Below are 26,734 nucleotides of genomic sequence, written 5' to 3'. Positions count from 1 at the left end.
CATGTTCTTTTCCAGCTTGCGTGCCTCGGGCGCGGGCACGCTGACCAACGCGGATGGCGGCTTCTGGCGTGGCTTGCTCGGTCGGGGGCGTGCCTCTGCGGGTGTGGCTGTAACACCCGAAACGGCGCTTGCTCTGCCGATCCTGCAGAACTGCGTGACCTTGCTGGCTGAGACTGTGGCTCAGTTACCGCTGGAGCTGTACCAGCGCAAGGATAAGGGGCAGCGGGACGCGGCGATCAATCATCCGCTGTACGACGTGCTCCGGTACCAGCCGAACCCGTTTCAAACGCCATGTGAGTACATGGAACGGCACCAGGGTGCGGCGGGGTTGCGAGGGAATGCATTCAGTTTCATCGACCGGCGAGAGGATGGCAATGTCACCGCCCTCTGGTCGCTCAAAAACGATCAGGTGCAGGTGCTCAAGGGTGCCGACTTGCTCCCGTACTACCGCATTGGCGTCAGCGAGGCGGTACCGATGCGGATGGTGCATCACGTGCGCTGGTTCGGCACCAGCCCCTACCTCGGATTGTCGCCCATTGAGCTGCACGCCGACGCGATTGGGTTGACCCAGGCCGTCCGGCAGTACACCGGCAAGAGCTTCGCCAACGGCGTGGCCGTGTCCGGTGTGATTGAGCGTCCCCGCGAAGCTCCCGCGATCAAGGATCAGGGGATCATCGACAAGATCGTTGATCAGTGGGGCCAGAAGTTCGGTGGCATGGACAACGCCAAGAAAGTCGCCCTGTTGCAAGAGGGGATGACCTTCAAGCCGGTTTCCATGACAAACGTTGATGCCGAGATCGTCGGCATCATGAAGCTGACCGGCCTGGACATTGCGCGGATCTACAAGATCCCGTTGCCCATGGTGAACGACCTGGAGAAGTCGAACTACAACACGCTGGAGCAACTGATGATCCAGTTTGTGGTGTTCGCCCTGCTGCCCTGGGTGAAGCGCCATGAGCAAGCGATGATGCGCGACTTCCTGCTGCCCAAGGATCGGCGGGACTACTTCATTGAGTTCAACCTGTCCGGTCTACTGCGCGGCGACCAGAAAAGCCGTTATGAGGCCTACGCTATTGGTCGCCAGTGGGGATGGCTGAGCGTGAACGACATCCGGCGCCTGGAGAACATGCCGCCGGTACAGGGCGGCGATATCTACCTGCAGCCCCTCAACATGGTCGACGCTGGCAAGCAGCCCGACTTGAACAACCCCACGGTGCGCGCCCAGTTGGAACTTCAGCACGCCGAGATCGGGAGGATCCTTGCCCAATGAGTAAGCAATACCTGCGGGCATCCAGCCTGCTATTCAACCAGCCGCTGCTGGTTACCCCGGACATGCTCGACCTGGGCGTGCGCTGGGCCAATCAGACCATGAGCCTAAACATCATCAACCTCGGCGGCAGCTCGGCCCAGCTCTGGAAGGACGACGATCCTGTCGACCGTGTGGCGTTTGCCGATGAGCAACGCCGCAACGCCATTGCGCAGACCGGCGTCGAGGTTATCCCAGTGAGTGGCGTGCTCGTCAGTCGTGGAAGCCACATCAACGCCTGCGAGACCATGACCAGCTACGAAGGGCTGCGCTCCCAGCTGCAGCGCGCAGTGGCCGATCCTCTGGTCGAGCGCATCGTGCTGGATATCGACAGCCCAGGCGGGTCGGCTGTGGGCGCGTTCGAGCTGGCCGAAGATATCCGGGCGATGACAGCGCAGAAGCCCATCACCGGCCTGGTCAACTACATGGCGTACAGCGGCGGCTACCTGATCGGTTCGGCGTGCAGCGAGCTTGTGGTGAGCCGTACCAGCGGCGTTGGCTCCATCGGCGTGATTGCCAGCCATATGGACCGCTCCAAGATGGAGGAGGGGATGGGCGTCAAGGTGACCACGGTGTTTGCGGGGGCGCACAAGAACGACCTGTCTCCACACGAACCCATCACCGAACAGTCACTGGCCTTCCTCAACGAGCTGGTGCAGGAGAGCTATCAGATGTTTGTCAGTGCCGTCGCTGAGTATCGCGGCCTGCCGGTTGCCAAGGTAATTGCCACCGAGGCTGGCCTTTATCGCGGGCAGGGCGCAATCAATGCGGGGCTTGCTGATCGCCTGCAGAGCCCGCAGCACGCCGTTGACGAACTGTCGCGTGCTGTTGCGCAGAACCGTGCAACACGCCAGTCGAGCCGTATCAGCGTTCGCGCCGCAGCGTTGGCGATGCAATCAATGATGTGACCGCCCAGGCGGTACCAACGAATCCCAAGGCCCGCCACGTGCGGGTTTTTTTATGCCCAGGAGGCACCATGTCCCTTGTACTTCAAATGCGCAACGAGCGCGCCGGCCTGGTCGCCCAGGTTCAAACCCTGGCGAAGATCGAGGCCGACGGCGGTAGCTTGAGCGCCGAACAGTTGCAGCAATTCACCAGTCTGGAAACGCAGATCAACGATCTGACCGCCAAGATCAGCCGCGCCGAGTCGGCCGAGCGTCTGGCGGCGGCCAGTGCGGTGCCGGTCAACGAGTCGGCGCAGGGCGCAACCAGCCCGCCGGGGGGCAGTATTTCCGGTCCGTTCAGCGAGAAAGCCAAGCCCGGTACCGGGATGGCACAGATGACCCGGCTGCTTGCAGCTGCGCAGGGCAATCAGCAGATGGCGGCCCAGCTCGCCAAAGACGGTGGCTATCCGTCCGATGTCCACATGGCGCTGAGTGTCGTCACCCCGGGGGCCGGTGGTGTGCTGGTGCCGCAGAACTTCGCGACCGACATTATCGAGTCGCTGCGACCTGTCTCCACCGTTCGCAAGATGGGCGTCACCAGCCTGCCGCTGAACAACGGCAACCTGACCATGCCCCGAATCACCGGCAACACCGTAGTCAGCTACATCGGCAGCGATACTGATATCCCGGTCACTGGGATGACCTTCGGTGATACCAAGCTGTCGGCCAAGACTGCGGCGGCAATCGTACCGATCTCCAACGACCTGTTGGCCATGAGCGGGGTCAACCCTCGGGTTGATGCCATCGTGGCGAGCGACCTGACCGTCAGCATGGGGCTGTCCGAGGATCTGCACTTCATCCGTGCGGACGGTTCTGGCGTGCTGCCAAAGGGCCTGCGCCACTGGGCTCCAGCGTTCAACGTTCTGCCTGCGCCGGCTGTGGCTGACCTCACGCTGGAGAAGATCGATCTGTTCCTGGGCGGCATGATGCTGCGCCTTGAGGCTGCGAACGTCCAGATGAAGTCCTGCGGTTGGCTGATGGCTCCGCGTGTGCTGCGCTGGCTGCAGTCGCTGCGTGATGGCAATGGCAACAAAGCCTACCCGGAGATCGATCAAGTCCTTCTGAAGGGCTACCCGGTCGGGCTCAGCACGCAGATCCCGACCAACCTCGGCGCCGACGGCGACGAATCGGAGATCTACTTCGTCAACTTCGCCGACTGCATGATCGGCGAAGACATGGACCTGACTATCGGCTTCAGCAGCGAGGCTTCCTACAAGGACGCCGAGGGCAACATGGTCAGCGCCTTCCAACGCAACCAGACCCTGGTGCGTGTCATTGCTAAGCACGACTTCGGCCCGCGTCACGTTGAAAGCGTCGTGGTGGCGATTGGTGTGAAGTGGGGCAAGGGCATGTAAACCCTGGCCCTGCGCGAGCGGGGCCGTAACTGGAAGGTGAAGATCCATGGACAAAGTAATTATCAAATTCACTGGCTCCTGGCGGGGCTACAGCGCGGAAGAGGTTGCAGGCTTCCCCGATGACATCGCGAAATCGTTGATCGATGGCGGTCGCGCTGAGCTGTACGAAGGTAAGAAGGCTGGTAAATCGAGTGGCAAGGGCAAGGGGGCGCCGCCACCGGAAGCGCCGCCTCAGCCCGGTCCCTCGTCCGAGCCTCCACCGAATGCCGGCGCGGCTGGAAATGACGCCGACGACGATAAGCCTTAATCATGGCGCGTCGCATCGCCTACACGGGGGCGCCCGTGCTGACACTGGACCAGGTGGCTTTTCAATGCCGGGCTGAGGCGGAAGATCTGCAGCCCGAGCTGATCGATCAGATCATCATCCCTGGTGTGACTGCCCAAGGCGAGTCACGGACGGGGGCGGCGATACGTGAGGCCACCTACGAGGAAGACTGGCCGGCGAGCTATCCGTCAGGCCATTCACTGGATGTTGGCCAGGTTGTCGCTATCGAATCTGTCATGGTGCTGGGTCATTCCGGTGGCTCGTCACCTTTTGAGGGTGCTGTAGATCTCATCCAAGGTGGCAAGGAAAGCTATCTGGCCTTTCCCGATGGTCGCCCTGACGGCAGATTGCGAATCCGCTACCGAGCCGGCGTCGATCTAGAGGCGCACCCCGGGGTGCGCAGCTGGTTGCTGATGGCTGCTGAAACAGCGTTTACCCACCGTGGCGTTCTGATCGTCGGTCAGGCTCTCGCAGAGGTTCCGTCAAGCTTCGTTGATCACCTACTGGCGGACATCACTGTCCCACCGAGGTTTTAGCCATGGCGTCGGGAGCTACGAGAAGCATCCGAGAGCCGGCATCGGGCGAGCTGATCCATCGGATGGAGGTGCGAGAGCGTACCGACAAGACCGCTGGACCGAGCTTGGCGTCTGAGTTTCGCCACATCTGCATGCGGTGGGTGAAAGTTGAGCCACTGGGTACGGCGACATATGCCCATGCCCAGCAGACCAAGACCGGGGTCACGCACCGCTTGTACTGCCGATTCATTCCTGGTCTGCAGGCCGATGTGGAGTTTGTCGGGCGAGGCAGGGTCTACCGGGTCAAGCGCCCTAGCGAGCTGGCCGGGCGGCAGATCTGGTCGGTAGTCGAGGTCGAGGAGCTGGGGCCGGAGGTCCCAGCGGGGGGTGGACGTGGCCAACTCCGTTTCGATTGACGGCTATCTGCACGTCGAGGGCTTCGACAAGTTCGACCAAGAGGCCTTCAACAAGCGGAAGATCCGCGCCGGCATGCGCAAGGTGGGTCAGCTGATCACCGGCCGGGCGCAGATGAATCTGGCGCTCGGCGGTGGCCAGGAGGGCTACCCAGTCAACCGGACCGGGGCCACCACTGATTCGATCAACTTCAAGCTGTCCAGGTCGGGCTTTTTGGTGCGGGTTGCGCCCAACAAGACCGCGAGCATGAAGGAGTATTACCCGGCTTACCTGCACTACGGCGTGCGCCGCAAGACGGGTGGCGGGTGGCGGATCAGACCCCGTGACAACTACATGACCGACGCCCTGGCCGACAGCCGCGATGAGGTGCGGCGCATCCTGCAGCAGGCCTTTGCCGCCGCGTTGCTCAACTGAGTATCTGACATGAAAATCACGCCTGTGATCGAGCAGCTGCGCGCCTATGCGCCTGGCTTCGAAGGGCGCGTGGCCGGCGGTCTGGATTGGGACCCGACCGCCGACAGCGCCCAGATGCAGCCGCCGGCGGCCTATGTGATCGCCGTTGGCGACTCGGCCGACGAGCCGCAAGCGCAGAACGTTTACACCCAGGCCGTGCGCGACGTCATCGACGTGTGTGTCGTGCTGCCAACCGACGACGAGCGGGGGCAATCGGTTGCCGATCCGCTACACGACTTGCGCGCCCAGCTGTGGCGCGCCCTGGTGGGCTTTGAGCCGGACGACGAGTCGGGGCCGCTGTTGTACGACGGCGGTCAGCTGCTGCTGCTCGACCGCAGCCGCCTGGTCTACCGCTATCGCTTCTATGCCGATTTCCAGCTCGGCCGCTGGGAGCAGACCGGCGAAGGCAAGCCGCAGACCTGGCAGGAATGGCAGCTGGCCGGCCTCCCGGCCCTGGAAGGCATCGACACCCGTATCGACTTCCTCAACCCCCTGAAAGACCCCAACGTCAACGCCCCTGGGCCAGACGGGCGGGTCGAGTTCATTACCCGTGAGGACTTGAACCCATGATCACCATTCACCTCAAGCCGGCCCCGGGGCGCGATTGCCCGCTGCCGGATCAGCCGGGCAAGTACCTGCCGGCCGAGGGCGCTGCAGTGCCCCGTGATGCCTATTGGGAGCGCCGCATACTTGACGGCGACGCCCTGGAACAGAAGACCACCACCCGGGGGAGCAAAGCGCGATGAGCGTCAGTTTCAGCAACATCCCGAGCGACATTCGCGTGCCGCTGTTCTATGCCGAAGTCGACAACTCCATGGCCAACAGCGGCGGGTCCAGCCTGCGCCGGCTGATCGTGGGCCAGGTCAACGACGACGCCGACAGCGACGAAATCGGCCGCCTGGTGCTGGTGTCGAAGACCAGCGACGCCAAGGACATCGGCGGTACCGGCTCGATGCTGGCCGCCATGCATGCACGCTGGCGGGCCATCGACGTGGCCGGCGAGGTCTGGTGCCTGCCGCTCAAGGTGGCCACCGGCGCGGCCGCGACCGCCACCGTTACCGTAACGGGCAGCGTGGCCACCGCCGGCCTGGTCAATCTGTACGTGGCTGGCCAGCGCGTGCGGGCCGATGCGGTGGTCGGCGCCTCGGCCGAGGCCGTGGCGGCCAGCTTGGCGGCGGCCATCAATGCCGCCCTTGACCTGCCGGTGACGGCCACGGCCGCCGCTGGTGTGGTCACCCTGCAGGCCAAGTTCAAGGGCGAGCTGGGCAACGATATCCAGGTGCAGCTGAACCGCCTGGGGCGCGCCAATGGCGAAACCACGCCGGCCGGCCTGACGGTGGTGGCCACGGCCATGACCAACGGCGCCGGCACCCCGGCTGTATCGGCGGCGCTGGCTGCACTGGGCGACGAAGAATTCGAGTTCATCGCCCAGCCCTGGACCGATGCCGACACGCTGGGTGCCTGGAAAACCGCCATGGACGACAGCGCCGGCCGCTGGTCCTGGGCGAAGCAGCTCTACGGCCATGTGTACAGCGCGCAGCGCGGCACACTGGGCCAGCTGGTCGCCGCTGGGCGCCTGCGCAACGACCCGCACGTCTCTGTACATGGCTTCGAGCGCGGCGTGCCGCAGCCGGCGTGGGAAGTGGCGGCGGCTTGGGCGGCACGTACCGCCGTGTTCATCAGCGCCGACCCGGCGCGACCGACGCAGACCGGCGCGTTGACGGGCATCGACCCGGCGCAGGCAAGTGACCGTTTCACCCTGACCGAGCGGCAGTCGCTGCTGACCAGTGGCATGGCCACCGCTGTCTACAACGGCGGCAGCTACCGCATCGAGCGCGCCGTTACGACTTACCAGCGTAACGCCTATGGCCAGCCGGATGACTCCTACCTGGACAGCGAGACGCTGCACCAGTCGGCCTACGTGATCCGCTATCTGCGCAGCATCATCACCAGTAAGTACGGCCGTCACAAGCTGGCTAACGACGGCACGCGCTTCGGTCCCGGCCAGGCCATCGTCACGCCGAAGGTGATTCGCGGCGAGCTGATCGCGGCCTATGGCGCGCTGGAGCGTGAGGGCATTGTCGAGAACGCCGAGGCGTTCAATCAGTACCTGATCGTCGAGCGCGACCCGAAGAACCCCAACCGCCTGAGTGTGCTGTTCCCGCCGGACCTGGTGAATCAGCTGCGTGTGTTCGCGCTGCTGTACCAGTTCCGCCTGCAGTACCCGGACGCGGCGTAACCCTCATCGTTCAACCCCAGCCCGCCCAGTGCGGGCTTTTTTATGGGAGCGCCCTTTATGGGTCAGAAAGTCGCGGGCACCTGTTTTATCAAGGTCGACGGCGATCAGCTGGTGATCACCGGCGGCGTGGAATGCCCGCTGTCGGACAAGAAGCGCGAAACCATCACGCGGGGATTCTTCAAGGAAGAAGACCTGATCCCCTACGTGGTGGTCGATGCGGTGAAAACCGCCAACTTTCCCCGGGCCAAGCTGGCCAACGGGATCGGCATGACCGTCACCGCCGAGCTGGCCGACGGCTCGGTGTACGTGCTGAGCGGCGCGTACCTGGTGGACGAAACCAAAGTGACCGGCGATGACGCCAAGGTCTCGCTCAAATTCGAAGGCATCCAAGGAGACTGGCAGTAATGACTACCGCAACCCACGAACTCGCAACCCCGATCCAGGCCCACGGTGAGGAAGTCAAAGAACTGAACTTGCGCCGCCCGACCGTGCAGGAGTGCCGGGCAATCAAGGTGCTGCCGTACAACCTCGGCGGCGACGGTTACCCGGTGGTAGACCTTGAAGCGGCGGCGAAGTACATCGCCGTGTGCGCCGCGATCCCGGCCAGTTCGGTCAACCAACTGGAGCTGTCGGACCTGAACACCCTGGCCTGGATCATCGTCGGTTTTTTCATGCCCCAAGATTCGAAGCAGTCGGCGGCCTGACCGAGCTGGCCTACGACCTTGCCTGGTGGTGGAAAGCCACCCCGGGTGAGGTGCTGGGCTGGAACCTCGACACGTTGTTCGAGAGCGAGGAAAACGCGTGGCGCATCAACGCGCTGAATGGGGGAGGCGGTGGCGGATAAATTCCAACTCAAGGCGCTGATCACCGGCGTCGACAAGCTGTCGCCGGTGCTGAGCGGGGTACGCAAGAACGCCGCGGTGCTGCGCAAGCAGCTGAACAGCTCGGGCCTGGGCAAGATCACCTTCGGTGAGGCCCTGCAGGGTGGGGCGATTGCGGCCCCGTTCGTCATGGGCGTGAAGGCGGCCATGGGCTTTGAAAGCGCCATGGCCGACGTGAAGAAGGTGGTCAACTTCGAGTCGCCGGCGCAGTTCAAGGCGATGAGTGACGACGTGCTGGGCCTGTCCGAGCGGCTGCCCATGGCGGCCGAGGGCATCGCGCAGATTGTCGCCGCCGGCGGCCAGTCCGGTATTGCCCGGGAAGAGCTGAACCGCTTCGCAGAAGACGCCGTGAAAATGGGCGTTGCCTTCGACCAGACGGCCGCCGAGTCGGGCTCGATGATGGCCAAGTGGCGCACGGCCTTCAAGATGAACCAAGACGAAGTGGTCACGCTGGCCGACCAGATCAACTACCTGGGCAACACCGGCGCGGCCAGCACCGGGCAGATCTCCTCGATCCTGACGGCCATTGGTCCGCTGGGTGAGGTGGCGGGCGTCAGCGCGGCGCAGTTGGCCGCGATGGGCTCGACCTTGGCCGGCGTCGGCATCGCCCAGGACGTGGCTGCCACGGGTATCAAAAACTTCATGCTGAGCCTGACCGCCGGCACGGCGGCTACCAAGGCGCAGAAGGATGCCTACAAGGCGTTGCGCCTGGATGCCAACGAGCTGGCCAAGGGTATGCAGACCGACAGTGAAGGGACGATTAACCGCGTTCTGGAGACGCTGGCCAAGGTCGACAAGAGTAAGCACGCGGCGGTGCTGACCAGCTTGTTCGGCAAAGAGTCGGTAGGGGCCATTGCGCCGCTGCTGACCAGCCTGAGCACGCTGCAGCGCAACTTCAAGGCGGTTGGCGATGAGAGCCAGTATGCCGGCTCGATGAACAACGAGTACGCCGCACGGGCCGCGACCACGCAGAACGCCATGCAGCTGCTGCAGAACCGGGTGACCCGCCTGGGTATTACGGTCGGCAGCATGCTGTTGCCGCCGCTCAACGACTTCATGGCGGCCGTGGGGCCAATCATCAGCAGCGTGGCCACCTTGGCCGGGGCGCACCCGTGGCTGATCAAGGGCGTGCTGGGCGCGGCCGTGGGCTTCACCGTGCTGCGCTTGGCCACGGCCGGGGCCACGGCGGCGCTGGCCCTGATGAACGGTGTCGCGAGCATGAGCCCGGTGGGCATGATCGTCCGTGGCATCGCCATCGCTGCCGGCGTCCTGATTGCCAACTGGTCGACCGTGGCGCCGTACTTCCAAGCGGTGTGGGACAAGATCAAGGCCCCGGCGATGGCAGTGTGGGAGTGGATGAAAACCACTTTCGCCTGGTCGCCGCTGGGTCTGATCGTCGCCAACTGGGAGCCACTGACGGCGTTCTTTGGCGCGCTGTGGGAGCTGGTCAAAGCCCTGTCGGTGCCGTTCTTCGACTTCCTCAAAACCATGTTCGACTGGTCGCCGCTGGGCCTGATCATCAAGCACTGGGAGCCCATCACCGGCTTTTTCAAAGGGATCTGGGACAAGCTGCGACCCATCATCGAGCCGATGATGAAATTCCTGGGCTTCGACAGCGAGTCGAGTGGTGACGGCGTGATCAGCGCGGCGACGGCCAAGGTCAACGACTGGGCCGAGCAGCAAAAGGCGCGCAACGCCGCCGGCGAGCCGGTACCGGGTGCACTGGTCAAGCCGATGGCGCAGCCGGTGCAGTTGATGCCGGAGGCCACCAGCGCGGCCAGCCTGATGCGCGCGCCGGACCAGCCGGGGCCATGGGCAGCTATGCCCCTGTCGGCTTCGCAGATGGCCGAGCATGCGCAGGAAAGCCTGGCCAAAGGGCTGACCCCGGGGGAGGCGCTGAAACGCGCTGAAATGGGCCTGCCTGGGCAGAACAGCCTGGCAGCACCTGCAGCGGGTGCCCTGGCTGCGTCGCGGGGCTCCCTGGTGCAGCAGGCGGCCCAGGCCAGCAAAGCCCAGCTGGAGGGGCAAATGGTCGTGCGCTTCGACAACGCGCCGCCCGGCATGCGGGTGGAGCAGGCCGATACCAACCAACCCGGGCTGCAGGTCAGCCCACAAGTGGGCTACCGATCCTTGGGGAGGGCGTCATGAGTACCTGGCGGGATCAGCTGCACCCGGCCTCATTCCGGGGCGTGCCGTTCCACGTCGACAGCGACAGCATGCCGGCAGGACGGCGCACACAGACGCATGAGTATCCGCAGCGGGACAAGCCGCTGGTGGAAGACCTGGGCCGCGTCACGCGGGAAATCAAGCTGGCCGGCTTCGTGATCGGGGAGGACTGCTATTTTCAGCGTGACAACCTGCTCAACGCCCTGGACAAGCCCGGGGCGGGGGAGCTGGTCCATCCCTGGTATGGCCGGCTGACGGCCACCGCGACGGTGTGTAGCGTCAGCCATGAGCGCCGCGAGGGCGGCATGGTCCGCTTTGACCTGGTGTTCGTGGAGGACGGCGAGAAGGGCTTTCCTGCCGGCGTGCCGAACACGGCGCGGCAACTGGAGGACTCATCGGAAAGCCTGCTTGAGTCGGCGATTGCCCGGTACAAGGCCGCCATGGCGGTGGTCAACCGGGCGCGCCTGGCGGTGGTCGCGCTGCAGAACGGAGTGGCCGGCGTGCAGATGGCCATTGCCTCAGAGCTTCGCCAGCTGACCGGCCTGGTCAGCTCGGTGGAGGCGCTGGCCGACATGCTGATTAACGCCCCGGGCAACTTCGCGGCAATGATCCGGGGGCAGTTCGCCAGTGTCGGCGGCAGTTCGCGGTCGTCGGGCTATCGCTGGGGGCCGTCCAGTGGCGGCGAGTCGGCGAGCCTGGAAGCCGATCCGGAGTTTGCCCGCACTGTCGCGGCGCTGCCCGACGCGGCGCCGGAGTTTGCCAACTTCGCCGAGTCCGGCCGGGCCATCACCGGCCAGGTGGAGCAGGCCCGCCAGTTGGCCAACGCGGCGCCGCCGGCCGAAGGAACCGACACCGCCACCGTGGTCACCGCTGCCCGAGAGTTGGTGCGCGACGCGCTGATCGTGCTGGCCGTGCGCGAGGCGGTGGCCATGCCGGTGGTGCAGGCGCCCGAGCCGCTGACTGGCTTTGCCACCCTGGAACAGCAGGTGGTGGCCCCGATCCAGCGCCCCGAGGTGCCGGTCACTGCCGACGTGGTAGCGCTGCGTGACGCCATCAGCGACGCCCTGTGGCTGGCCGCCCTGGCGTCGCCCGTCGAGCACGTCGAGCAGCTGGAGGCGGTGCGCAGCCAGGTGCGTGCTCACATGACCGAAGTGGCCCGCGCTGGCGTGCGTTTGAGCGAGGTCACCACGCGGGAAAGCCTGCCGGCGGTGGTGCTGGCTTACCAGCGCTACGGCGACGCCACCCGCGCCGAGGAAATCGTTACGCGTAACAAGGTGCAGCACCCGGGCTTTTTGCCTGTCGGCGCGCTGACCATCGCCCGAGAGTGAACCCATGGACTATCAAAACGCTGTCACGCTGAGCGTGAACGGCCTGGATTATCGCGGCTGGAAGAAAGTCAGCATCGGTGCCGGCATCGAACGCCAGGCCCGGGATTTCCGCCTGGGCGTAACCTGGAGCTGGCCGGGCCAGGTGCAGGAAATCCCGGTGCGCCAGGGCGACCGCTGCGAAGTCCGCATCGGTGCCGACCTGGTGCTGACCGGCTGGGTGTTCGGCACGCCGATCAGCTACGACGCTCGCAGTGTCGAACGGTCGGTGGCCGGCCGCTCGCTGACTGCCGACCTGGTGGACTGTTCGGCGGTGAACAAGCCCGGCCAGTGGCGCGGGCAGAGCGTGCAGAAAATCGTGCAGGCGCTGGCCGAGCCCTACGGTGTGCGGGTGCTGAGCGAGGTCGCGGAAACCACCAAGCTGGCCGACCACCAGATAGAGCCGGGCGAAACGGCCTTCGAGTCCATCGACCGCCTGCTGACGCTGTCGCGGCTGCTGTCGACCGATGACGCCCGGGGGCGGGTGGTGATCATCAAGCCGGGCAGTGCCGGCCGCGCCGTCGACCGCCTGGAACTGGGGCAGAACCTGCTGACCGGCAGCGCCGAGCTGGATTTCTCGGGGGTGTTTTCCGAGTACCGCGTCACCGGTCAGCGCTCGGGCACCGACACTGACTACGGCGAGGCGGCCAGCGAAGTGAAGGCCGGCGTCACCGATCCGCGTGCCTCACGGCGCCGGGTGCTGCTGATCCACGAGAGCGGCCAGATGACCCCGGAGCTGGCCCAGGCGCGGGCCAACTGGGAGCGCGGCAGCCGGATGGGTAAGGCGCTGACCCTGCGCTACAAAATCCAGGGTTGGCGGCAGTCCACCGGTGCCCTGTGGGTGCCGAATATGATTGTGCGCGTGGTCGACCCGCTGATCGGCATCGACCGCGACATGCTCATCAGCGAAATCGAATACGTGCTCGATGACGGCGGCACGGTGGCCAACATCGTGGTAGGCCCGCCGGATGGCTTCGACCCTGAGCCGAAAGACCCGCACAAGTCGCGCAAGCTCAAGAAGGGCGGCAAGGCCGACAACTTCGAATACCTGATCCCCGCCGACTGGAAGCCAGGACAATGAAACCCACGAGAAATTTTCTCGCCCGGGGCGTGGTCGCCCTGGTCGATGCTGGCCGCAAGCTGCAGGGCCTGCAGATGCGCCTTACCGCCGACGAAGTGAAAGACGGCATGGAGCACTTCGAGCCCTACGGCTTTACGTCCAACCCGCTGCCCGGCGCCGAGGCCCTGGCGGCGTTCCTGGGCGGCGACCGCTCCCATGGGGTGGTCGTCTGCGTCGCCGACCGGCGCTTTCGCCTGCAGGCGCTTAAGAGCGGTGAGGTGGCGATTTACACCGACGAGGGCGACTGCCTGCACTTCAAGCGTGGCCGCTTGATCGAGATCCAGACGCTGACGCTCAAGGTCAAGGCCGAGACGGCCGTGGAGTTCGACACACCGGTGATCCGCACCACGGGCCAGATCGTTTCCGAGGGCGACCAGATCGCCGCCGGCGTCAGCCAGGTCAACCACCCGCATGAGGGCGTGGCGAAGGGTAACCAGCAGAGCGGTAAGCCGGTGGTGACGGCATGACGCTGCTCGATGCCGAGTCCGAACGCGCCTGGCAGCGCGCCGTGGTGATCAGCCTTTTGACCTGGCGGCGCGCCGAGGCCGGCGACCTGCTGGACGATGACCAGCGTTACGGCTGGTGGGGCGACACGTTCCCGACCCTTGCCAATGACCGGATTGGCTCCCGCCTGTGGCAGCTGCGCCGGCGCACGCTGACCGACGACACGGTGCGCACGGCCGAGGCGTTCGCCCGCGAGGCGTTGCAGTGGGCGGTGGATGACGACCGGGTGAGCGCCGTTACGGTAACGGCGTCGCGCAAGGTCGACCGCCTCGACATGCAGGTGCGGGTCGGCCTGCGCGACGGCCCGGTGATCGATGTTCAACTAGACAACCTGTGGCAGGTGATTAATGCCGTTTGAAATCCCAACATTGCCCGCCCTGGTGACCAGGGCGCAGGCCGATTTGGCCGGCGGTAGCGCCCTGGTCCGCTCCGACGCCGAGGTACTGGCCCGCGTACTGGGCGCGGCGTCGTCCGGCCGCTACGGTCACCAGCGCTACATTGCCGACCAGATCCTGCCGGACACGGCCGACGACGAAACCCTGCTGCGCATGGCCCAGGCGCGGCTTAAACGGGGGCGCCTGGAGGCCGTGAAGGCGAGCGGGGCGGCAACCTTCACCGGCGCCGCTTCGGCGCTGCTCGATGCCGGCACGCTGCTGCAGCGCGATGACCAGGTGCTGTTCAGGGTGCGGGCTTCGGTCAAGCTGACCGGCACCGAAGGCGTGGCCCAGGTCGAGGCCCTGGAGCCGGGCGAGCTGGGCAACACGCCGGCCGGCACCCCGCTGCGCGTGGTGTCGCCGGTGCTGGGGGTCAATGACACGTTCACCGTGGCGGCACCGGGCCTGACCGGCGGCACCGAGCAGGAGAGTATCGAGGCGCTGCGTGCTCGGGTGATCCGTTCGTACCGGGTTATTGCCCACGGCGGCAGCAAGAGCGATTACGAAACCTGGGCGCTGGAGGTTGCCGGGGTAACCCGGGCCTGGGTGGTGCGGCACTGGATGGGGCCGGGCACGGTTGGGGTGTTCTTCGTGCGCGACGGTGATATCGACATCATCCCGAACGCCGAAGCCATCGCCGCCGTGGCCGCCTACATCGAGCAGGAGCGGCCCGTCACGGCCGAGGTGTACGTGCTGCCACCGGCAGAGAGGCCGGTGCAGTACCAGCTGTCAGTCACCCCGGACAGCAGCGCGGTGCGCCGCACCGTGGAAGCCGCCCTGGTGGACCTACACAACCGTGAATCGGAGCTGGGCGCCACGTTACTGGCCACCCACATCGCTGAGGCCATCAGCGGCGCCACGGGTGAGCGCGATCACAAGGTCGTCAGCCCGGTGGGCGATGTGCAGGCCGCGCCCAATGAGCTGCTGACTTACGGGGGTGTGCTGTGGTTGTGAGGACGGAGCGGGACTACTACGCCCACTTGTGCACGCTGCTGCCGCCGGGGCCTGCCTGGGATCGTGAGTTCAACCCAGGCGTCGACCAGGTGCTGCAGGCGGCGGCCCAGGAGCTGGCCACCGAGGACCGCCGCGCCGCCGACCTGCTGGCCGAGAGTGAGCCCGCCACGGTGCGCGAGCTGGTTCCCGACTGGGAGCGGGTCATGTACCTGCCCGACCCCTGCATGGGCGACTCGCCGACGTTTGCCGATCGGCAACTGGCCGTGCGCCGCCGGCTGCTGGAGGTGGGCGGGCAGACGCCGGCCTACTTCGTGGAGCTGGCTTTTTCGCTGGGCTACCGCAATGCCCGCGTGGTCGAGCACCGGGCGCCGCGCTTCGGTCGGTCGCGCTTCGGCTCGGCCCGCTTCGGCACCTGGGGCGCGCAATTCATGTGGACCCTGGAGGCGGGGCCGCGTCTGGCCCAGGGCAGCCGCTTCGGATTCAGCCATTGGGGCCAGACGTTCGGCGGCGCAGCCAACGGCGCGCTGGAGTGCCTAGTAAGCCGCGCCGCCCCGGCACACACCCTTGAAACCATTACCTACGGATAACGCGATATGGACTACCCGAAACGCATTCCCAATGTCGGCCTGGTCGGCGGCAAGTTCGTGGACGAAAACGTCAGCACGGGCCTGCCGGGCTCGCTGATCCCGTCCGCCTGGGGCAACGCAGTTACCGATGAGCTGTTAGCTGTGATCAAGGCCGCCGGCCTCGTGCCGAGTGAAGACAACAACGCGCAGCTGCTGCAGGCGATTCAGGGCCTTGCTGCCAGTGACATCAAGCGCGCCGTGCGTGTGGCGACTACGGGGCCAATTGCCCTGTCCGGCCTGCAGACGATTGACGGCGTGGCCCTGGTGGCCGGTGACCGGGTGCTGGTGAAGGATCAGGCCAACGCCGCGCAGAACTGGATCTACACGGCGTCCGCCAATGCATGGTCACGGGCGTTGGATGCGAACGAAGACGCTGAGTGCACCCCGGGTCACCTGATCATCGTCCAGGCCGGCACCGCATACGCCGGCACCATGTGGCAGCTGGCCAACACGATGCCGCCGCAGGTCGGTACCACGGCGCTGACCTTCGCCATGACCAGCGGGCGAACCGGAGTAGCCGCAGGCACTTATCGGCAGGTGACGACGGATGCATTCGGGCGCGTTACTGCGGGCGCGAACCCTACAACGCTTGCCGGCTTCGGCATTCTCGATGCCTACACCAAGTCATGGATTGATGCTAACAAGGCGCCCCTGACCAGTCCGGCGTTTTCCGGAACGCCGACCGCAGAGACCGCTAACCTGGGAACAAGAACCTCCCAGCTGGCCAACTGTCTGTTCGTGGCCAACACGGTTGATAAGGCCATTGCGTCTCTAGTCGGCTCGGCACCTGCCGCGCTGGACACCATCTATGAAATTGCCGCGATGTTTGGCAACGACCCCAACTTTGCTACGACCCTCATCAACCAAGTGGCGGGGAAGGCTGACAAGGGGGCCACGTTGGCCGCTTATGGAATTCTCGACGCCTATACCAAGGCGCAGGGCCAGGCGCTGGAGGCCATGGTCTACGACCCGTGGGCGACGATGCCTATTGGTGTACCTATTCCGATCTTCGACAGCAGCGCTTCGGTTCCCATCCCGCCAACTGACCGCGCCTATCGATACATCAAGTTGACAGCTGGTGACCCCTACAACAACGGCGTGCTGACAAATGAAGTCGTGTCTGGCACGGCGCCGCTGTTGGTGTCGTTTGCATCCGTCGCTCTTGCAGGTAGCCCGATGAATACTCATACGGTTTACCTGATCAACACCGAGCGGCGGGTGTTGCGGGGCGGTCAATCGGGCATCGTGGAGCAGGACCAGTTTCAGGGTCATACGTTGCCGGCAGCGACCGGCAACGGAGCCAACGGGCCATCGTTTGACAGCTGGGGGGCGTCAGCGATGAACGCGACCAAGACGGCGCTGGTGAGTGATGGCGTGAACGGAACGCCGCGCGTGGGCCTGGAAACCCGTGCAAAAAACATTGGCGTAACGTACTACATGAGGATCAAGTGATATGCCATACGCGCAATACAACACAGTCTCCACGGACCCGCTGCCAGGCGGAATCGAAATCAGCGACGAGCAGTATCAAGAGGCCATCGAAGGTATGGTGCTGGGCAAGGTGGTATCGGTCGAGGGTGGTTTCTCGGTTGGCTGGCCGCCGCCTCCGGAAGAGGTGCCGCCGACGGTCGAAGAGCTGCGCGTCTCTGCGCTCGCCCAGCGTGACCGCCTGTTGAGCCTTGCCACGGCGCGTATGGCGCCGTATCAGGATGCGGTTGACCTGGATGCGGCCACCGATCAGGAGCGAACGACGCTGAGAGCCTGGAAGCTCCACCGCGTAGAACTGAACCGAATCGAGCAGCAATCGGGTTTCCCAGTGCAAGTCGAGTGGCCGCCGTCGCCCGACGCAATCTCAGCCCTATCTTAAAGCCCCGCAGTGACGGGGTTTTTTCTTGCCTCCATTTCTGATATCAACCAAGGAAACCAATGATGGCTGTCACTGAAAAGCAACTGCTGCAGATCCTCCCGAACGCCGGCCGCCAAGCCGGCGTTTTTGTTCCCGCCCTGAACGCGGCAATGGGTAAGTACTCGATCATCGCCCGGTTGCGCATGGGCGCATTCATCGCCCAGGTCGGCCACGAGTCAGGGCAACTGCGATACGTGCGCGAGCTGGGCAGCGATGCATACCTCTCCAAGTACGACACCGGGCGCCTGGCCCAGCGCCTGGGCAACACCCCCGAGGCCGACGGCGACGGCCAGATGTATCGCGGTCGAGGGTTGATACAGGTGACTGGCCGCGACAACTACGCGGCCTGCAGCGAAGCGCTGTTCGGTGACGCTCGGCTGCTCTCAACGCCGGAGCTGCTTGAGCATCCGGTCTACGCCGCGATGTCGGCGGGTTGGTTCTGGCAGCGAGCGGGGTTGAACAGTCTTGCGGACAAGGGGGATTTCCTGGCGATCACGAAACGCATCAACGGCGGCACCAATGGCCTTTCTGATCGTGAAGCTCTCTACAAGCGGGCGCTTGAGGTGCTGCAGTGAGTGCGATGGCCTGGCGTATTGCTGGTTGCGCATTGCTGCTTGGCTTGGTGCTGGGTGGTTATGGGCAGGCATGGCGCTACGGGCGTTTGCTGGCAGAGCAGGAGCAGCGGCTGGTGCAGCAACGCCTGGATCAGGCTGAGGCGCTGCATGGCCTGCTGCTGACCGAGCGAGAGCAGCGCCAGGGCTTGGAGCGGCGTTTGAAAGACACCACACAACTACATTGGAAGGAATTGACCGATGCCCAACAAGCTCAGGCTCGCCTGCGTGACCGGCTGGCTACTGCTGATCTGCGGTTGTCAGTCCTACTCGACACCACCGACCAATGTGGTGGCTGTGGGTGCCAGCCACCGCCGGCGCCGGAAGCATGGTTCATGGAGCCATACGCGCCGACCTTGACCGAGCGCATGCTCAAAGAATTGTCGCCATCACCGGAGAAGGTGACCGAGGACTGATCGCGCTGAAGGCCTGTCAGGCGTACGTGCATGAAGTCATGAAGCAGTAAAATGGCGAGCCGGGACGTGGCCTCATCCGCCAGCCCGACCGGCAGAACCCGTGGCGGGAGAGCCGCAGCAGCGCTGTGTGTTGGGTTCTGAGTGATGGCGTGGATCGCGTGCCCCAACTGCGGAAAGCAGCGGGCTCAAGCTGCCGACGAAAAGCGTATGTGATTTTGCTTTGCGAGAGAGCTTGCTCGTACGTTCGTCTGGACAGAAACTTTGCAAAATTACTCGGCTCATGGGGGCGGAATGAGTAGGAAAGCTAATCAAGCAGATATTGGGACCAAGGTAATAGGTGTTAGGACTGTTGGCGACATGCTTTTCAAGCTGCATTGGGAGCTAATGCAGTTGGCGATCGCTCAGAGTAAGAGCCGTAAGGGTCTATCGGCGGTAACGGCCGCGACCTACGGTGCTTTCAACAGTGCTGTAACCGCATGGCATGTCGTCGATTGGGCGTGGGCGGCTCTTTCGCGTGAGCAGAAAAAACTGGTGTGTCCAACTGGAAAGGTTGATGAGTTCAAGAAAGGTCTGATTCTTGACTGCCCTGAGCTCGGTATTTGTCAGGCTCTTACTAACAACGGAAAGCACGCAATTGCGACTTACGGGCCTAGCCTGAAAGTACGAGAAATTATCGGCATGCATTCTGTCCCGGTAGGGCAATTGAGAGCGGGTGATCCGATCCGGACTATTCAACACGAGATTTATCTGAGTGATGGAGGCGTCGAGCAACCGGCAATCGTTGTGTTCCGGAAAGTGGCCAGATTTCTTCAGGAAAGGCTTCTGAAGCTTGGGCTACTTGACGATCTATGGAAAGTGGCTTCCTTCTTCGATGAGCCCGCTGCTTCGCACTGAACCATAACGGAGATAAAGGAAAACCCTCCATGAAAGCAGGCCATGATAAGCCCGTTGATGCTGTTGCTGCACGAGTTGTCGGAAAGGGGGAGCAGTATGAATACCAGGCAGCTAGCACGAGTCTAGATTCTGATCTGCCCTTAGCAGTCAAACCAATACCCGATGCGGCGCAAGCGAACCCGTCGTTCAAAAATCACACAGGAGAGCGATTTGGACGGTTCACGGTCATAGGCCTCTCAGCTGACCGAAAAGGGCGCTGGGTATGCCGTTGCGTCTGTGGTCGATATTCAATGCGAAGCAGCTCGGCCATAGTCGGCTCTGCCGAAGATGCGTGCTGTGATCAGTGCTATTTGCAGGCAGTTTCAAAGCGTCATGAGCATCTGCGTCGCTCCACAAAAGACCGTCCAACCAAAGATTTTCTTATTTGAGTGTGGGCGAAATCAGCTCTAACCCGCGTCACCGCTTAGGGCAAATCGGGGGCCGCGTAGGGCAATGCGTAGGCTGTCTAAAACCGCTCTAAAGCTTACCGTTTTTACTGGCTGAAACCATGTAAAACTCAGCAATGCATATTAGACAAATTCAATGCATAGGCCTTGTAATTCGAGGCCTTGGAGCTGTTTTAAACGCTACTGCTGCATCATCGGGGTGTGTGCGGAGAGATCAGACATTCAGGGCCTTACAGCGGGTGGTCTGGTGGCAAATTTCGAAACCGTCAATGGTACAGGCTTTTTTCGGTGGGCGCAGGTTGGATGGGGGGGGCAAATCTGCGCGGGCTGTCAGGCGTTGACCTCAGCCCGGTTGGCCGAAGAACTGGTTGAGGAGAATCAGTTCCATGATCACCACCAGCACGCAGAACATCACGAAACCTCGGCTAAAGACCCGTCGTGGCCGTTCAAGGGACGGCCAGTCCTGGATATTCAGGGCCGCCATCAACGCAATGATCAACCCGACAAGCAGGCAGGTGGGCCAGCGGCGTCGCGGCGAAAGGTCCATGCCGTTTTCCGATCCATGGTGAGAAAGCGCGACGATAGCGATGGCCCGGGGAGAGGGGCAACCTTTGTTTTGCGCTTGCCTGGCCATTGCATTTGCGCTGCCACGGATGCATTATGCGCATTATGCAAAAACGCAACGTAGCCTCCGTACTCAGAGAACTGCTCGCCCGCCACGGCCTGTCCCCCACAGAGCTGCATCGGCGCACGGGCGTGCCTCAATCCACCCTGTCGCGGATTCTCAGCGAGAAGATCGTCGATCCTTCGGACAAGCATGTCTCGAAGATCGCCGAGTACTTCGGCGTGAGCACCGACCAGTTGCGCGGCCGTGTCGAACTGGGCGAATCCCGTGACGCGGCCCCTCTCACTCAAGGCCATGCGGCCCTGAGCGACATTAGCTTGTGGGACGATGAAACACCCGTCGAGGACGACGAGGTGTCCGTGCCTTTTCTTCGTGAGGTCGAGTTGGCAGCAGGATCAGGAAGATTCGTCATCGAGGAAAGCGAGAATGCTCGCTTGCGTTTCGGCAAACGCAGCCTGCGCCACAATGGCGTGCAGTTTGACCATGCCAAGTGCGTGACGGTGCGTGGCAACAGCATGTTGCCGGTGCTGCGCGACGGCGCCACGGTCGGGGTCAACACCGGAAAATGTACCATCGGTGACATCATCGACGGTGACCTTTATGCCATCAACCACAACGGCCAGTTGCGGGTGAAGCAGGTGTACCGCCTGCCTACCGGCATTCGCCTGCGCAGCTTCAACCGCGACGAACACCCTGACGAGGACTACAGCTTCCAGCAAATGCAGGAAGAACAGATCAGCCTCCTCGGGCATGTCTTCTGGTGGGGCATGTACGCTCGTTGATACCGACCATCGATAAAAACCCGCCTCGGCGGGTTTTTTTTCGCCCTCAGAAAAGCCCTACACACCGCATCCGGTAAGGCCTTCATGCATTTCGGCAAATTCCAATGCATAAATATTTCTGAAAATGCATTGACTGCATATGCATACATGCATAATCTGTGTCTCAAGCCGGTCAGCAACCGGTTGTTACACAGGCAGCGATGAACAGGCCTCGACTGTTCAGAGGGTTGGCAACTGGCCCGGGTGTGCAGCGTAAAGCACCACGATCAGTTATCCGGCGGGCAGGCGGCCGCGGTCGGAGTCACCAATTTGAAGCGCAACCGCACGGCGTCACCAGTCGTGGCCGGCGGTTAGACAGCGCATTACTGGAAAGCCTGCTGTCAATGGCCATTAATTTTGACCCACTTTTGGCCAATAGAATTGACCCACTTGCTCACCGCTAACCGCCGGTTTTCTGCTTCAAACGATAGCTCTCACCTCCCAGCATAAAGATGTGTGAATGGTGGATCACGCGGTCGATGATGGGCACGGCCACGTTGTCGTCATGGAAGAACTCGCCCCAGCTGGTGAAGTCCTTGTTGGTGGTCAGGATGACCGAGCGGTACTCGTACAGGTTGTTGATTAACTGGAACAGGTTGTACCGGGCTTGGCGCGTCATCGGCAGGTAGCCCAGCTCATCGATGATCAGCACGTCGTATTTGCTCAGCTGATTAAGGCGCTTCTTCAGCTCGCCCTTCATTTCCGCCAGCTCCAGATCCTCGACCAACGCCAGAGCCGTGCGGAACAGCACCTTGTAGCCCGCCTGAACCGCCTTGTGGCCAATCCCAATGGCCAAGTGGGTCTTGCCCACACCCGGTGGTCCGATGAACACCAGGTTGTCGCGGTTGTCGATAAAGCTGAAGTCCAGCAAGGTGCTGACCTGGCGCTTGGTGATGGTGGTCTGGTGCCGGTAATCGAAGGCCTCCAGATGCTTCTCCGAGGGGAACTGCGCCTGCTTGAGGTTGCGGCTTACGCGGCTACTGGAGCGGGCGTTAAGCTCATGCTCGACCAGTGACTGGGCGAAGCTCAGGTAGGACAGTTCATTGGCTTCGGCTCTGGCCAGCAGGGTGGCCAGCTCACCCGCGGTCGCGCTGAGGCGCAGGCTTCGGTACTGCGCGATAGTGCTGTCGAGCAGGCTCATTGGGTCACCCCGTGGCCAGTCGACTGGCCAATGCGGGCATAAGCGTTCAGGTCGGCGTGACTAACCTGGCTACCGGCCTCTGGCGCATAGTCATGGTCGCCGATGATCCGGCCCCGCGCCTTGGCTTGCTGCCATGCTTCGAGGTAGCGCTTGAGCCCGGTGGCGGTCAGTTCACTGCGCTCGCACAACTCGCCGAGCAACGCCGTATCAACCGGCGCATGGGCCATGAGCAGGTCGCGTGCAGCAACCAGCTGATCCTTGTAGATACGCGGCGAAGTACGCTTGAGCAGTTGGCACAGGGTTGCCCCAAGGGCATCGGGCAGGATCGAGTCGATGCCGCGCTCCAGGTCGGTAATGCGCTGGGCATGGTCTCGGTAATGGTTGTTGTTCTTGATCATCCGGCCCTTGGCCTTGCACAGGTCATGGGTGGCTATGAGTTCACCGCTCTCCAGGTCATGGATCAGCAACTGGTTGTCCTGTGCGCTGACACCGACACGGGCTTGCTGCCAGGCCATGGGTACCGAGTACTTGTTGGCCTGCCATGAGATCAAGCCGGTCTTGTCGACCTTGCGGGTCTCCCTTGTCGGCGCCACGTGCAGCAGGTTCTGCGGGACGAGATAGGGCTTGAGCTGACTACGCTCCAGTGCCTCGAAATGCGCTCTTGGATGCTGCCCCGTCGTGCCGTGCACGCGTGCGTTGGCGACAGTCTCGAGCCAATCATTCAGGTGCTGTCGGACGGCGGCCTCGTCCTGGAAGTGCTCGCCGTAGAAGCAGTCACGCTTGACGTACTTGACCCCGGCCTCCACCTTGCCCTTGCTCTCCGGGTCATAGCCCTCGCAGGCATGGATGCGGTACCCGACGGTAGTCGCATACTGGTGGAAGCGCTGGTTCAGCGTCAGCTCACGGTACTGCTCGTTGATCACCACCATCTTGGTCTGATCGTAGATGCACTCCTCGGTGACGCCGCCGAAGTAGCGGAAGGCCTCGTCGTGCATCTGGATAAACCGTTCGGTATCCAGCGGCCGGAAGTTCAGACCGACATACATCAGCCGTGAACAGGACAGCACAAACACCACAAAATGAACGACACGCTCCAGGCCGCCAATCATGACGCCTCGCAGCTCACCGGGGTCGACCTGACACTGCACGCCAGGCACTGACTCAACGACCGGCTCGTAATAGCGCAACTGGCCACTGGCAACCTGCTGCTTGAGCGCTTGCACATAGCGGCGAATGCTCCGGTCTGACACCGCCAGCTCGGTGGTGCGCTCCCTCAGGCGACGGGCCAGCTTGACTGCGCTCAGGGCTGGAAACTGACCCAACTGATTAATCAGATAATCGCGGTGCTCGTCGAGCACCTTGGTGCGTGAAGGGTCAGCAATGGTAGCGCTGATCTGCATCTCATCCAGGTGGAGATACTTGCGTACGGTGTTCCGGGAAATCCCCAGCTCACGACTGATGGCACGGACCGACAGGCCTCGGCCCTGGTCATACAACCCCTTGATCTTGTGAATCACAACCCACTCCTTCAATGATCTGTCCCCGGCCTGTGCATAAGGCGGGTGACGCTACATGGTCGGTGGCCAATGCCACTATGGGTGGGTCAAAATTGTTGGCCAGAGGTGGGTCAGTTTAATTGGCCATTAACACCTGCGACGCGGGCTTTCTGGAATGCCGAGTCAAACGATAAACAACGCCCCGCCAGCATGCCGCTGGCGGGCATCACACAGGAGACAGGACAGTGACGAACGAGCAACAGACGTTGCTGGAAATGCCGCTCTGGCTGGTGATCGTCCTGGCATTGCTGGGCGGTCTTTCCGGCGAGATGTGGCGCGCCGACAAGGCTGGCGCCCGCGGCTGGGGGCTGCTCAGGCGGCTGGCGCTGCGCTCCGGGGCCTGCATGGTCTGCGGGGTGTCGACGGTCATGCTGCTCTACGCCAGTGGCATGTCGATCTGGAGTGCCAGCGCCTTCGGCTGCCTTACCGCCATGGCCGGCGCCGACGTGGCCATCGGCCTTTACGAGCGCTGGGCCGCTCGGCGGCTGGGGTTGGACGAGCAGCCTGCAACCGTGCGCCAGGATGAAGAATGAACGCGTTAACAAGGAAGAGTGGCGATGTTCAACGAGTTTCGCTGCGGTAAATGCAACCGCTTGCTGGCACGCATCGGCGGACCGGCGCTGGTCCAGATCAAGTGTTCGCGGTGCGCGACCTTGAACCACATGAAGGCCACGGGCCTCGACAACGTGCCGACGAGCGATCAGGACGGGCCGCAGAGCCCGGCTCCCCTTCAATCGATTCAGTAGGAGAAACACCATGGCAGGTCGTACCCGCATTCCTTTCAACGGCGTCGGTACTTCGGTGCTGCCCGCTTACCAGACCCTGTCGGCAGGCCAGTACCTGCTATCGCCCAACCAGCGCTTCAAGCTGCTGCTGCAGGGCGATGGCAATTTGGTGATCCAAGATGGTGGCGCCACCGTCTGGGTCGCCAATGAACAGCAACCCTTCAGCTCGACCATTCCCCTGCGCAACAAGAAAGCCCCGCTGGCCTTCTACGTGCAGTACGGCGCGTTCCTCGACGACTACTCGCGACGTCGGGTGTGGCTGACTGACAACAGCACCTTCACCAGCAAAGACCAGTGGAACCGTACCCACCTGGTGCTGCAAGACGACGGCAATATCGTGCTGGTCGACTCGCTGGCGCTGTGGAACGGCACGCCGGCCATCCCGCTGGTGCCTGGCGCGATCGACTCGCTGCTGCTGGCACCTGGCTCCGAGCTGGTACAGGGCGTGGTGTACGGCGCGGGCGCCAGCAAGTTGGTGTTCCAGGGTGACGGTAATCTCGTGGCCTATGGCCCGAACGGCGCGGCCACCTGGAACGCCGGTACCCAAGGCAAGGGCGCGGTGCGCGCGGTGTTCCAGGGTGACGGCAACCTGGTGGTTTACGGTGCCGGCAACGCGGTGCTGTGGCATTCGCACACCGGCGGCCATGCCAGCGCGGTGCTGCGCCTGCAGGCCAACGGCAGCATCGCCATTCTCGACGAGAAACCGGTGTGGGCGCGCTTCGGCTTCCAGCCGACCTATCGCCATATCCGCAAGATCAACCCTGACCAGAAGCCGATCGACATCTGGACCTGGCACTTCTGAGTCGCGTGCCGGGCCTTTGCGGGCCCGGCCTTCGCCGAACCGATCGTTCAAGGAGCACGCGCATGAGCGAACTGGCCCAGTTGTACGCGGCCGTCACCACCATCCTGCGGGCGGCGTTGCCGGCCTTCGCCACGGTCGCCACGGAGGGCGACGACATTACCGAGCCGCCCCTGCCGGCCTTGGTGCATGGCGTGTTGCGCATGCGTGGCGACGAGGCGTTGCGTGACGGTCGCTCATTGCTGATGGCGACCTTCGAGGCCCGCGTCACCGCCCAGGGCACCCCCGCGCAGGCACGGACGCAGGCCGGTGTGCTGGCGGCGCAGATGATCGATGTGCTGCGCCAGCAATCCTGGGGGCTCGATTACGTAGAGGGCGCACGGGACATCTTCGCCGAAGCCGAGGGCTCCACCTGGCGGGTGCAATGGGAACAACCCATCCTGTTGGGCACTGTCCAGTGGCCTTGGCCCGACCAGCCGGCGAGCAGTCTGATGCTGGGATTTGCCCCGGACACCGGGCCCGGCAACCAGGACAAATACCTGTCACCGGAGGATCTGGCATGAGCTACGCCAGTGCCATGCACGACCGCATGCTGGCCAGCCTGGTGATCCCCTGTCGGGTGGTCGCGGTCGACTTGGCCGCAGCCCGGGTGCGGGTGTCCGACGGCGGCGGCTGGACCAGCGCCTGGGTGCGCTGGCATGCCCAGGCTGCCGGCAAGGCCCGCCACTGGCGAGTACCGAGCCTGGACGAGCAGGGGGTGCTGATCAGCGCCAGCGGCGAACCGGCACTGGGCACCTTCGTCCCGGGGTTATACGGCAATGCCGGCACGGCGCCGGACAACCGCGACCATGTCGAGGTCTGGCGCTTCGACGACGGCGGCTCGCTGATCTACGACTGGCAGGCCAAGCGCTATGACATCCAGCTGCCCAGCGGCCAGGCCACGGTCAAGGTCGGCGCCAGCACCGTGGTGGTCAGCGACAAAGCCATCACCCTCGACGCTGCGTCGATCACCCTGACCGGCACGGTCGCCATCAATGGCCCGCTGACGGTCAGCGGTGACATCAACGGCGGTGGCCGGATCATCGATACGGCCGGCAACACCGCCAATCACAAGCACTGAACAAGGATCTGATC

At 63.5% G+C, this 26,734-nt stretch carries 32 protein-coding genes and 1 pseudogene; 30 read left to right on the top strand and 3 right to left on the bottom strand.

Annotation, left to right across the window (positions count from 1 at the left end):
* Window position 1: 1 nt before the first annotated feature.
* The 24 genes and pseudogenes from C3F42_RS10250 (at window position 2) to C3F42_RS10135 (ending at window position 19,427) form a co-directional block, all read left to right on the top strand.
* Window positions 2-1,270 carry a phage portal protein gene (locus C3F42_RS10250; protein ID WP_104444383.1) on the top strand — a complete coding sequence of 423 codons (1,269 nt, stop codon included), beginning with the start codon at window positions 2-4 and terminating at the stop codon, window positions 1,268-1,270.
* A complete protein-coding gene (locus tag C3F42_RS10245; protein WP_218277424.1) occupies window positions 1,267-2,214 on the top strand; it encodes a S49 family peptidase in 948 nt (315 codons plus the stop codon). The genes C3F42_RS10250 and C3F42_RS10245 overlap by 4 nt, the downstream gene beginning before the upstream one ends.
* Before the next feature lie 68 nt (window positions 2,215-2,282).
* Entirely contained in the window at window positions 2,283-3,605 is a 1,323-nt protein-coding gene (locus C3F42_RS10240; RefSeq protein ID WP_104444382.1) for a phage major capsid protein, read from the top strand.
* Between the two features lie 46 nt (window positions 3,606-3,651).
* Window positions 3,652-3,912, top strand: a complete 261-nt coding sequence (locus tag C3F42_RS10235) for a hypothetical protein (protein WP_104444381.1) — start codon at window positions 3,652-3,654, stop codon at window positions 3,910-3,912.
* Window positions 3,913-3,914: 2 nt separating this feature from the next.
* The gene (locus C3F42_RS10230; RefSeq protein ID WP_104444380.1) at window positions 3,915-4,466 is read left to right on the top strand and encodes a hypothetical protein; all 552 of its coding nucleotides are present in this window, start codon (window positions 3,915-3,917) and stop codon (window positions 4,464-4,466) included.
* A 2-nt stretch (window positions 4,467-4,468) separates the two neighbouring features.
* Window positions 4,469-4,861 (top strand): head-tail adaptor protein, encoded by a 393-nt coding sequence (locus C3F42_RS10225; protein WP_104444379.1) that lies wholly within the window; start codon window positions 4,469-4,471, stop codon window positions 4,859-4,861.
* Window positions 4,839-5,273, top strand: coding sequence for a hypothetical protein (locus C3F42_RS10220; RefSeq protein ID WP_104445300.1), 435 nt, complete (start codon window positions 4,839-4,841; stop codon window positions 5,271-5,273). Before C3F42_RS10225 ends, C3F42_RS10220 begins: the two co-directional genes overlap by 23 nt.
* Window positions 5,274-5,282: 9 nt before the next feature.
* Entirely contained in the window at window positions 5,283-5,882 is a 600-nt protein-coding gene (locus C3F42_RS10215; protein ID WP_104444378.1) for a hypothetical protein, read from the top strand.
* Window positions 5,879-6,058, top strand: a complete 180-nt coding sequence (locus tag C3F42_RS10210) for a DUF2635 domain-containing protein (protein WP_218277422.1) — start codon at window positions 5,879-5,881, stop codon at window positions 6,056-6,058. Before C3F42_RS10215 ends, C3F42_RS10210 begins: the two co-directional genes overlap by 4 nt.
* The gene (locus C3F42_RS10205) at window positions 6,055-7,551 is read left to right on the top strand and encodes a phage tail sheath subtilisin-like domain-containing protein (protein WP_104444377.1); all 1,497 of its coding nucleotides are present in this window, start codon (window positions 6,055-6,057) and stop codon (window positions 7,549-7,551) included. The genes C3F42_RS10210 and C3F42_RS10205 overlap by 4 nt, the downstream gene beginning before the upstream one ends.
* A gap of 57 nt (window positions 7,552-7,608) precedes the next feature.
* A complete protein-coding gene (locus tag C3F42_RS10200) occupies window positions 7,609-7,956 on the top strand; it encodes a phage tail tube protein (protein ID WP_104444376.1) in 348 nt (115 codons plus the stop codon).
* Window positions 7,956-8,255, top strand: a complete 300-nt coding sequence (locus C3F42_RS10195; protein ID WP_104444375.1) for a phage tail assembly protein — start codon at window positions 7,956-7,958, stop codon at window positions 8,253-8,255. Before C3F42_RS10200 ends, C3F42_RS10195 begins: the two co-directional genes overlap by 1 nt.
* A gap of 129 nt (window positions 8,256-8,384) precedes the next feature.
* Window positions 8,385-10,580 carry a phage tail tape measure protein gene (locus C3F42_RS10190; protein WP_104445298.1) on the top strand — a complete coding sequence of 732 codons (2,196 nt, stop codon included), beginning with the start codon at window positions 8,385-8,387 and terminating at the stop codon, window positions 10,578-10,580.
* A complete protein-coding gene (locus C3F42_RS10185) occupies window positions 10,577-11,926 on the top strand; it encodes a DNA circularization protein (protein ID WP_104444374.1) in 1,350 nt (449 codons plus the stop codon). Before C3F42_RS10190 ends, C3F42_RS10185 begins: the two co-directional genes overlap by 4 nt.
* Window positions 11,927-11,930: 4 nt before the next feature.
* Window positions 11,931-13,043 carry a phage baseplate assembly protein gene (locus C3F42_RS10180; RefSeq protein WP_104444373.1) on the top strand — a complete coding sequence of 371 codons (1,113 nt, stop codon included), beginning with the start codon at window positions 11,931-11,933 and terminating at the stop codon, window positions 13,041-13,043.
* On the top strand, window positions 13,040-13,549 hold the full coding sequence (locus C3F42_RS10175; RefSeq protein ID WP_104444372.1) for a phage baseplate assembly protein V: 510 nt from the start codon (window positions 13,040-13,042) through the stop codon (window positions 13,547-13,549). The genes C3F42_RS10180 and C3F42_RS10175 overlap by 4 nt, the downstream gene beginning before the upstream one ends.
* Window positions 13,546-13,944, top strand: coding sequence for a phage GP46 family protein (locus C3F42_RS10170; protein WP_104444098.1), 399 nt, complete (start codon window positions 13,546-13,548; stop codon window positions 13,942-13,944). The genes C3F42_RS10175 and C3F42_RS10170 overlap by 4 nt, the downstream gene beginning before the upstream one ends.
* Window positions 13,934-14,974 (top strand): baseplate J/gp47 family protein, encoded by a 1,041-nt coding sequence (locus C3F42_RS10165; RefSeq protein WP_104444371.1) that lies wholly within the window; start codon window positions 13,934-13,936, stop codon window positions 14,972-14,974. Before C3F42_RS10170 ends, C3F42_RS10165 begins: the two co-directional genes overlap by 11 nt.
* Window positions 14,965-15,561 carry a YmfQ family protein gene (locus C3F42_RS10160; protein WP_256586287.1) on the top strand — a complete coding sequence of 199 codons (597 nt, stop codon included), beginning with the start codon at window positions 14,965-14,967 and terminating at the stop codon, window positions 15,559-15,561. The genes C3F42_RS10165 and C3F42_RS10160 overlap by 10 nt, the downstream gene beginning before the upstream one ends.
* Before the next feature lie 6 nt (window positions 15,562-15,567).
* Window positions 15,568-17,052, top strand: a complete 1,485-nt coding sequence (locus C3F42_RS10155; protein WP_104444369.1) for a hypothetical protein — start codon at window positions 15,568-15,570, stop codon at window positions 17,050-17,052.
* Between the two features lies 1 nt (window position 17,053).
* Window positions 17,054-17,467, top strand: a complete 414-nt coding sequence (locus C3F42_RS10150) for a tail fiber assembly protein (protein WP_256586286.1) — start codon at window positions 17,054-17,056, stop codon at window positions 17,465-17,467.
* Between the two features lie 62 nt (window positions 17,468-17,529).
* Window positions 17,530-18,081: a glycoside hydrolase family 19 protein gene (locus C3F42_RS10145; protein ID WP_104444368.1), complete on the top strand. Its 552-nt coding sequence runs from the start codon at window positions 17,530-17,532 to the stop codon at window positions 18,079-18,081.
* A 5-nt stretch (window positions 18,082-18,086) separates the two neighbouring features.
* Window positions 18,087-18,583, top strand: a pseudogene (locus C3F42_RS29620) (lysis protein).
* 307 nt (window positions 18,584-18,890) lie between these two features.
* Window positions 18,891-19,427, top strand: coding sequence for a hypothetical protein (locus C3F42_RS10135; protein WP_104444367.1), 537 nt, complete (start codon window positions 18,891-18,893; stop codon window positions 19,425-19,427).
* 789 nt (window positions 19,428-20,216) lie between these two features.
* On the opposite strand, the gene C3F42_RS10130 is transcribed toward C3F42_RS10135, so the two are convergent.
* Entirely contained in the window at window positions 20,217-20,420 is a 204-nt protein-coding gene (locus tag C3F42_RS10130) for a hypothetical protein (RefSeq protein ID WP_094010115.1), read from the bottom strand.
* Between the two features lie 113 nt (window positions 20,421-20,533).
* Between C3F42_RS10130 and C3F42_RS10125 the strand changes: the two genes are divergently transcribed.
* Window positions 20,534-21,280 carry an XRE family transcriptional regulator gene (locus C3F42_RS10125; protein WP_046856822.1) on the top strand — a complete coding sequence of 249 codons (747 nt, stop codon included), beginning with the start codon at window positions 20,534-20,536 and terminating at the stop codon, window positions 21,278-21,280.
* A gap of 439 nt (window positions 21,281-21,719) precedes the next feature.
* Here the strand turns inward: C3F42_RS10125 and istB are convergent, their stop codons facing one another.
* Window positions 21,720-22,460, bottom strand: coding sequence for an IS21-like element helper ATPase IstB (istB, locus tag C3F42_RS10120; protein ID WP_064491510.1), 741 nt, complete (start codon window positions 22,458-22,460; stop codon window positions 21,720-21,722).
* On the bottom strand, window positions 22,457-23,977 hold the full coding sequence (gene istA / locus C3F42_RS10115) for an IS21 family transposase (protein WP_081273177.1): 1,521 nt from the start codon (window positions 23,975-23,977) through the stop codon (window positions 22,457-22,459). Before istA ends, istB begins: the two co-directional genes overlap by 4 nt.
* Window positions 23,978-24,201: 224 nt before the next feature.
* Between istA and C3F42_RS10110 the strand changes: the two genes are divergently transcribed.
* The 5 genes from C3F42_RS10110 (at window position 24,202) to C3F42_RS10090 (ending at window position 26,720) form a co-directional block, all read left to right on the top strand.
* Window positions 24,202-24,549, top strand: a complete 348-nt coding sequence (locus C3F42_RS10110; protein ID WP_038705571.1) for a phage holin family protein — start codon at window positions 24,202-24,204, stop codon at window positions 24,547-24,549.
* Window positions 24,550-24,573: 24 nt separating this feature from the next.
* Window positions 24,574-24,762, top strand: coding sequence for a Com family DNA-binding transcriptional regulator (locus C3F42_RS10105; protein WP_023631957.1), 189 nt, complete (start codon window positions 24,574-24,576; stop codon window positions 24,760-24,762).
* Window positions 24,763-24,772: 10 nt separating this feature from the next.
* Window positions 24,773-25,603 (top strand): putidacin L1 family lectin-like bacteriocin, encoded by an 831-nt coding sequence (locus C3F42_RS10100; RefSeq protein ID WP_052062174.1) that lies wholly within the window; start codon window positions 24,773-24,775, stop codon window positions 25,601-25,603.
* Between the two features lie 62 nt (window positions 25,604-25,665).
* Window positions 25,666-26,163: a hypothetical protein gene (locus C3F42_RS10095; RefSeq protein WP_094010114.1), complete on the top strand. Its 498-nt coding sequence runs from the start codon at window positions 25,666-25,668 to the stop codon at window positions 26,161-26,163.
* Window positions 26,160-26,720 carry a phage baseplate assembly protein V gene (locus C3F42_RS10090; RefSeq protein ID WP_038705573.1) on the top strand — a complete coding sequence of 187 codons (561 nt, stop codon included), beginning with the start codon at window positions 26,160-26,162 and terminating at the stop codon, window positions 26,718-26,720. The genes C3F42_RS10095 and C3F42_RS10090 overlap by 4 nt, the downstream gene beginning before the upstream one ends.
* Window positions 26,721-26,734 lie beyond the last annotated feature (14 nt).

Source organism: Pseudomonas sp. PONIH3, from assembly GCF_002934345.1.
GTDB classification, from domain to species: domain Bacteria; phylum Pseudomonadota; class Gammaproteobacteria; order Pseudomonadales; family Pseudomonadaceae; genus Aquipseudomonas; species Aquipseudomonas soli.
This window is presented reverse-complemented; position numbering and strand designations above follow the sequence as displayed.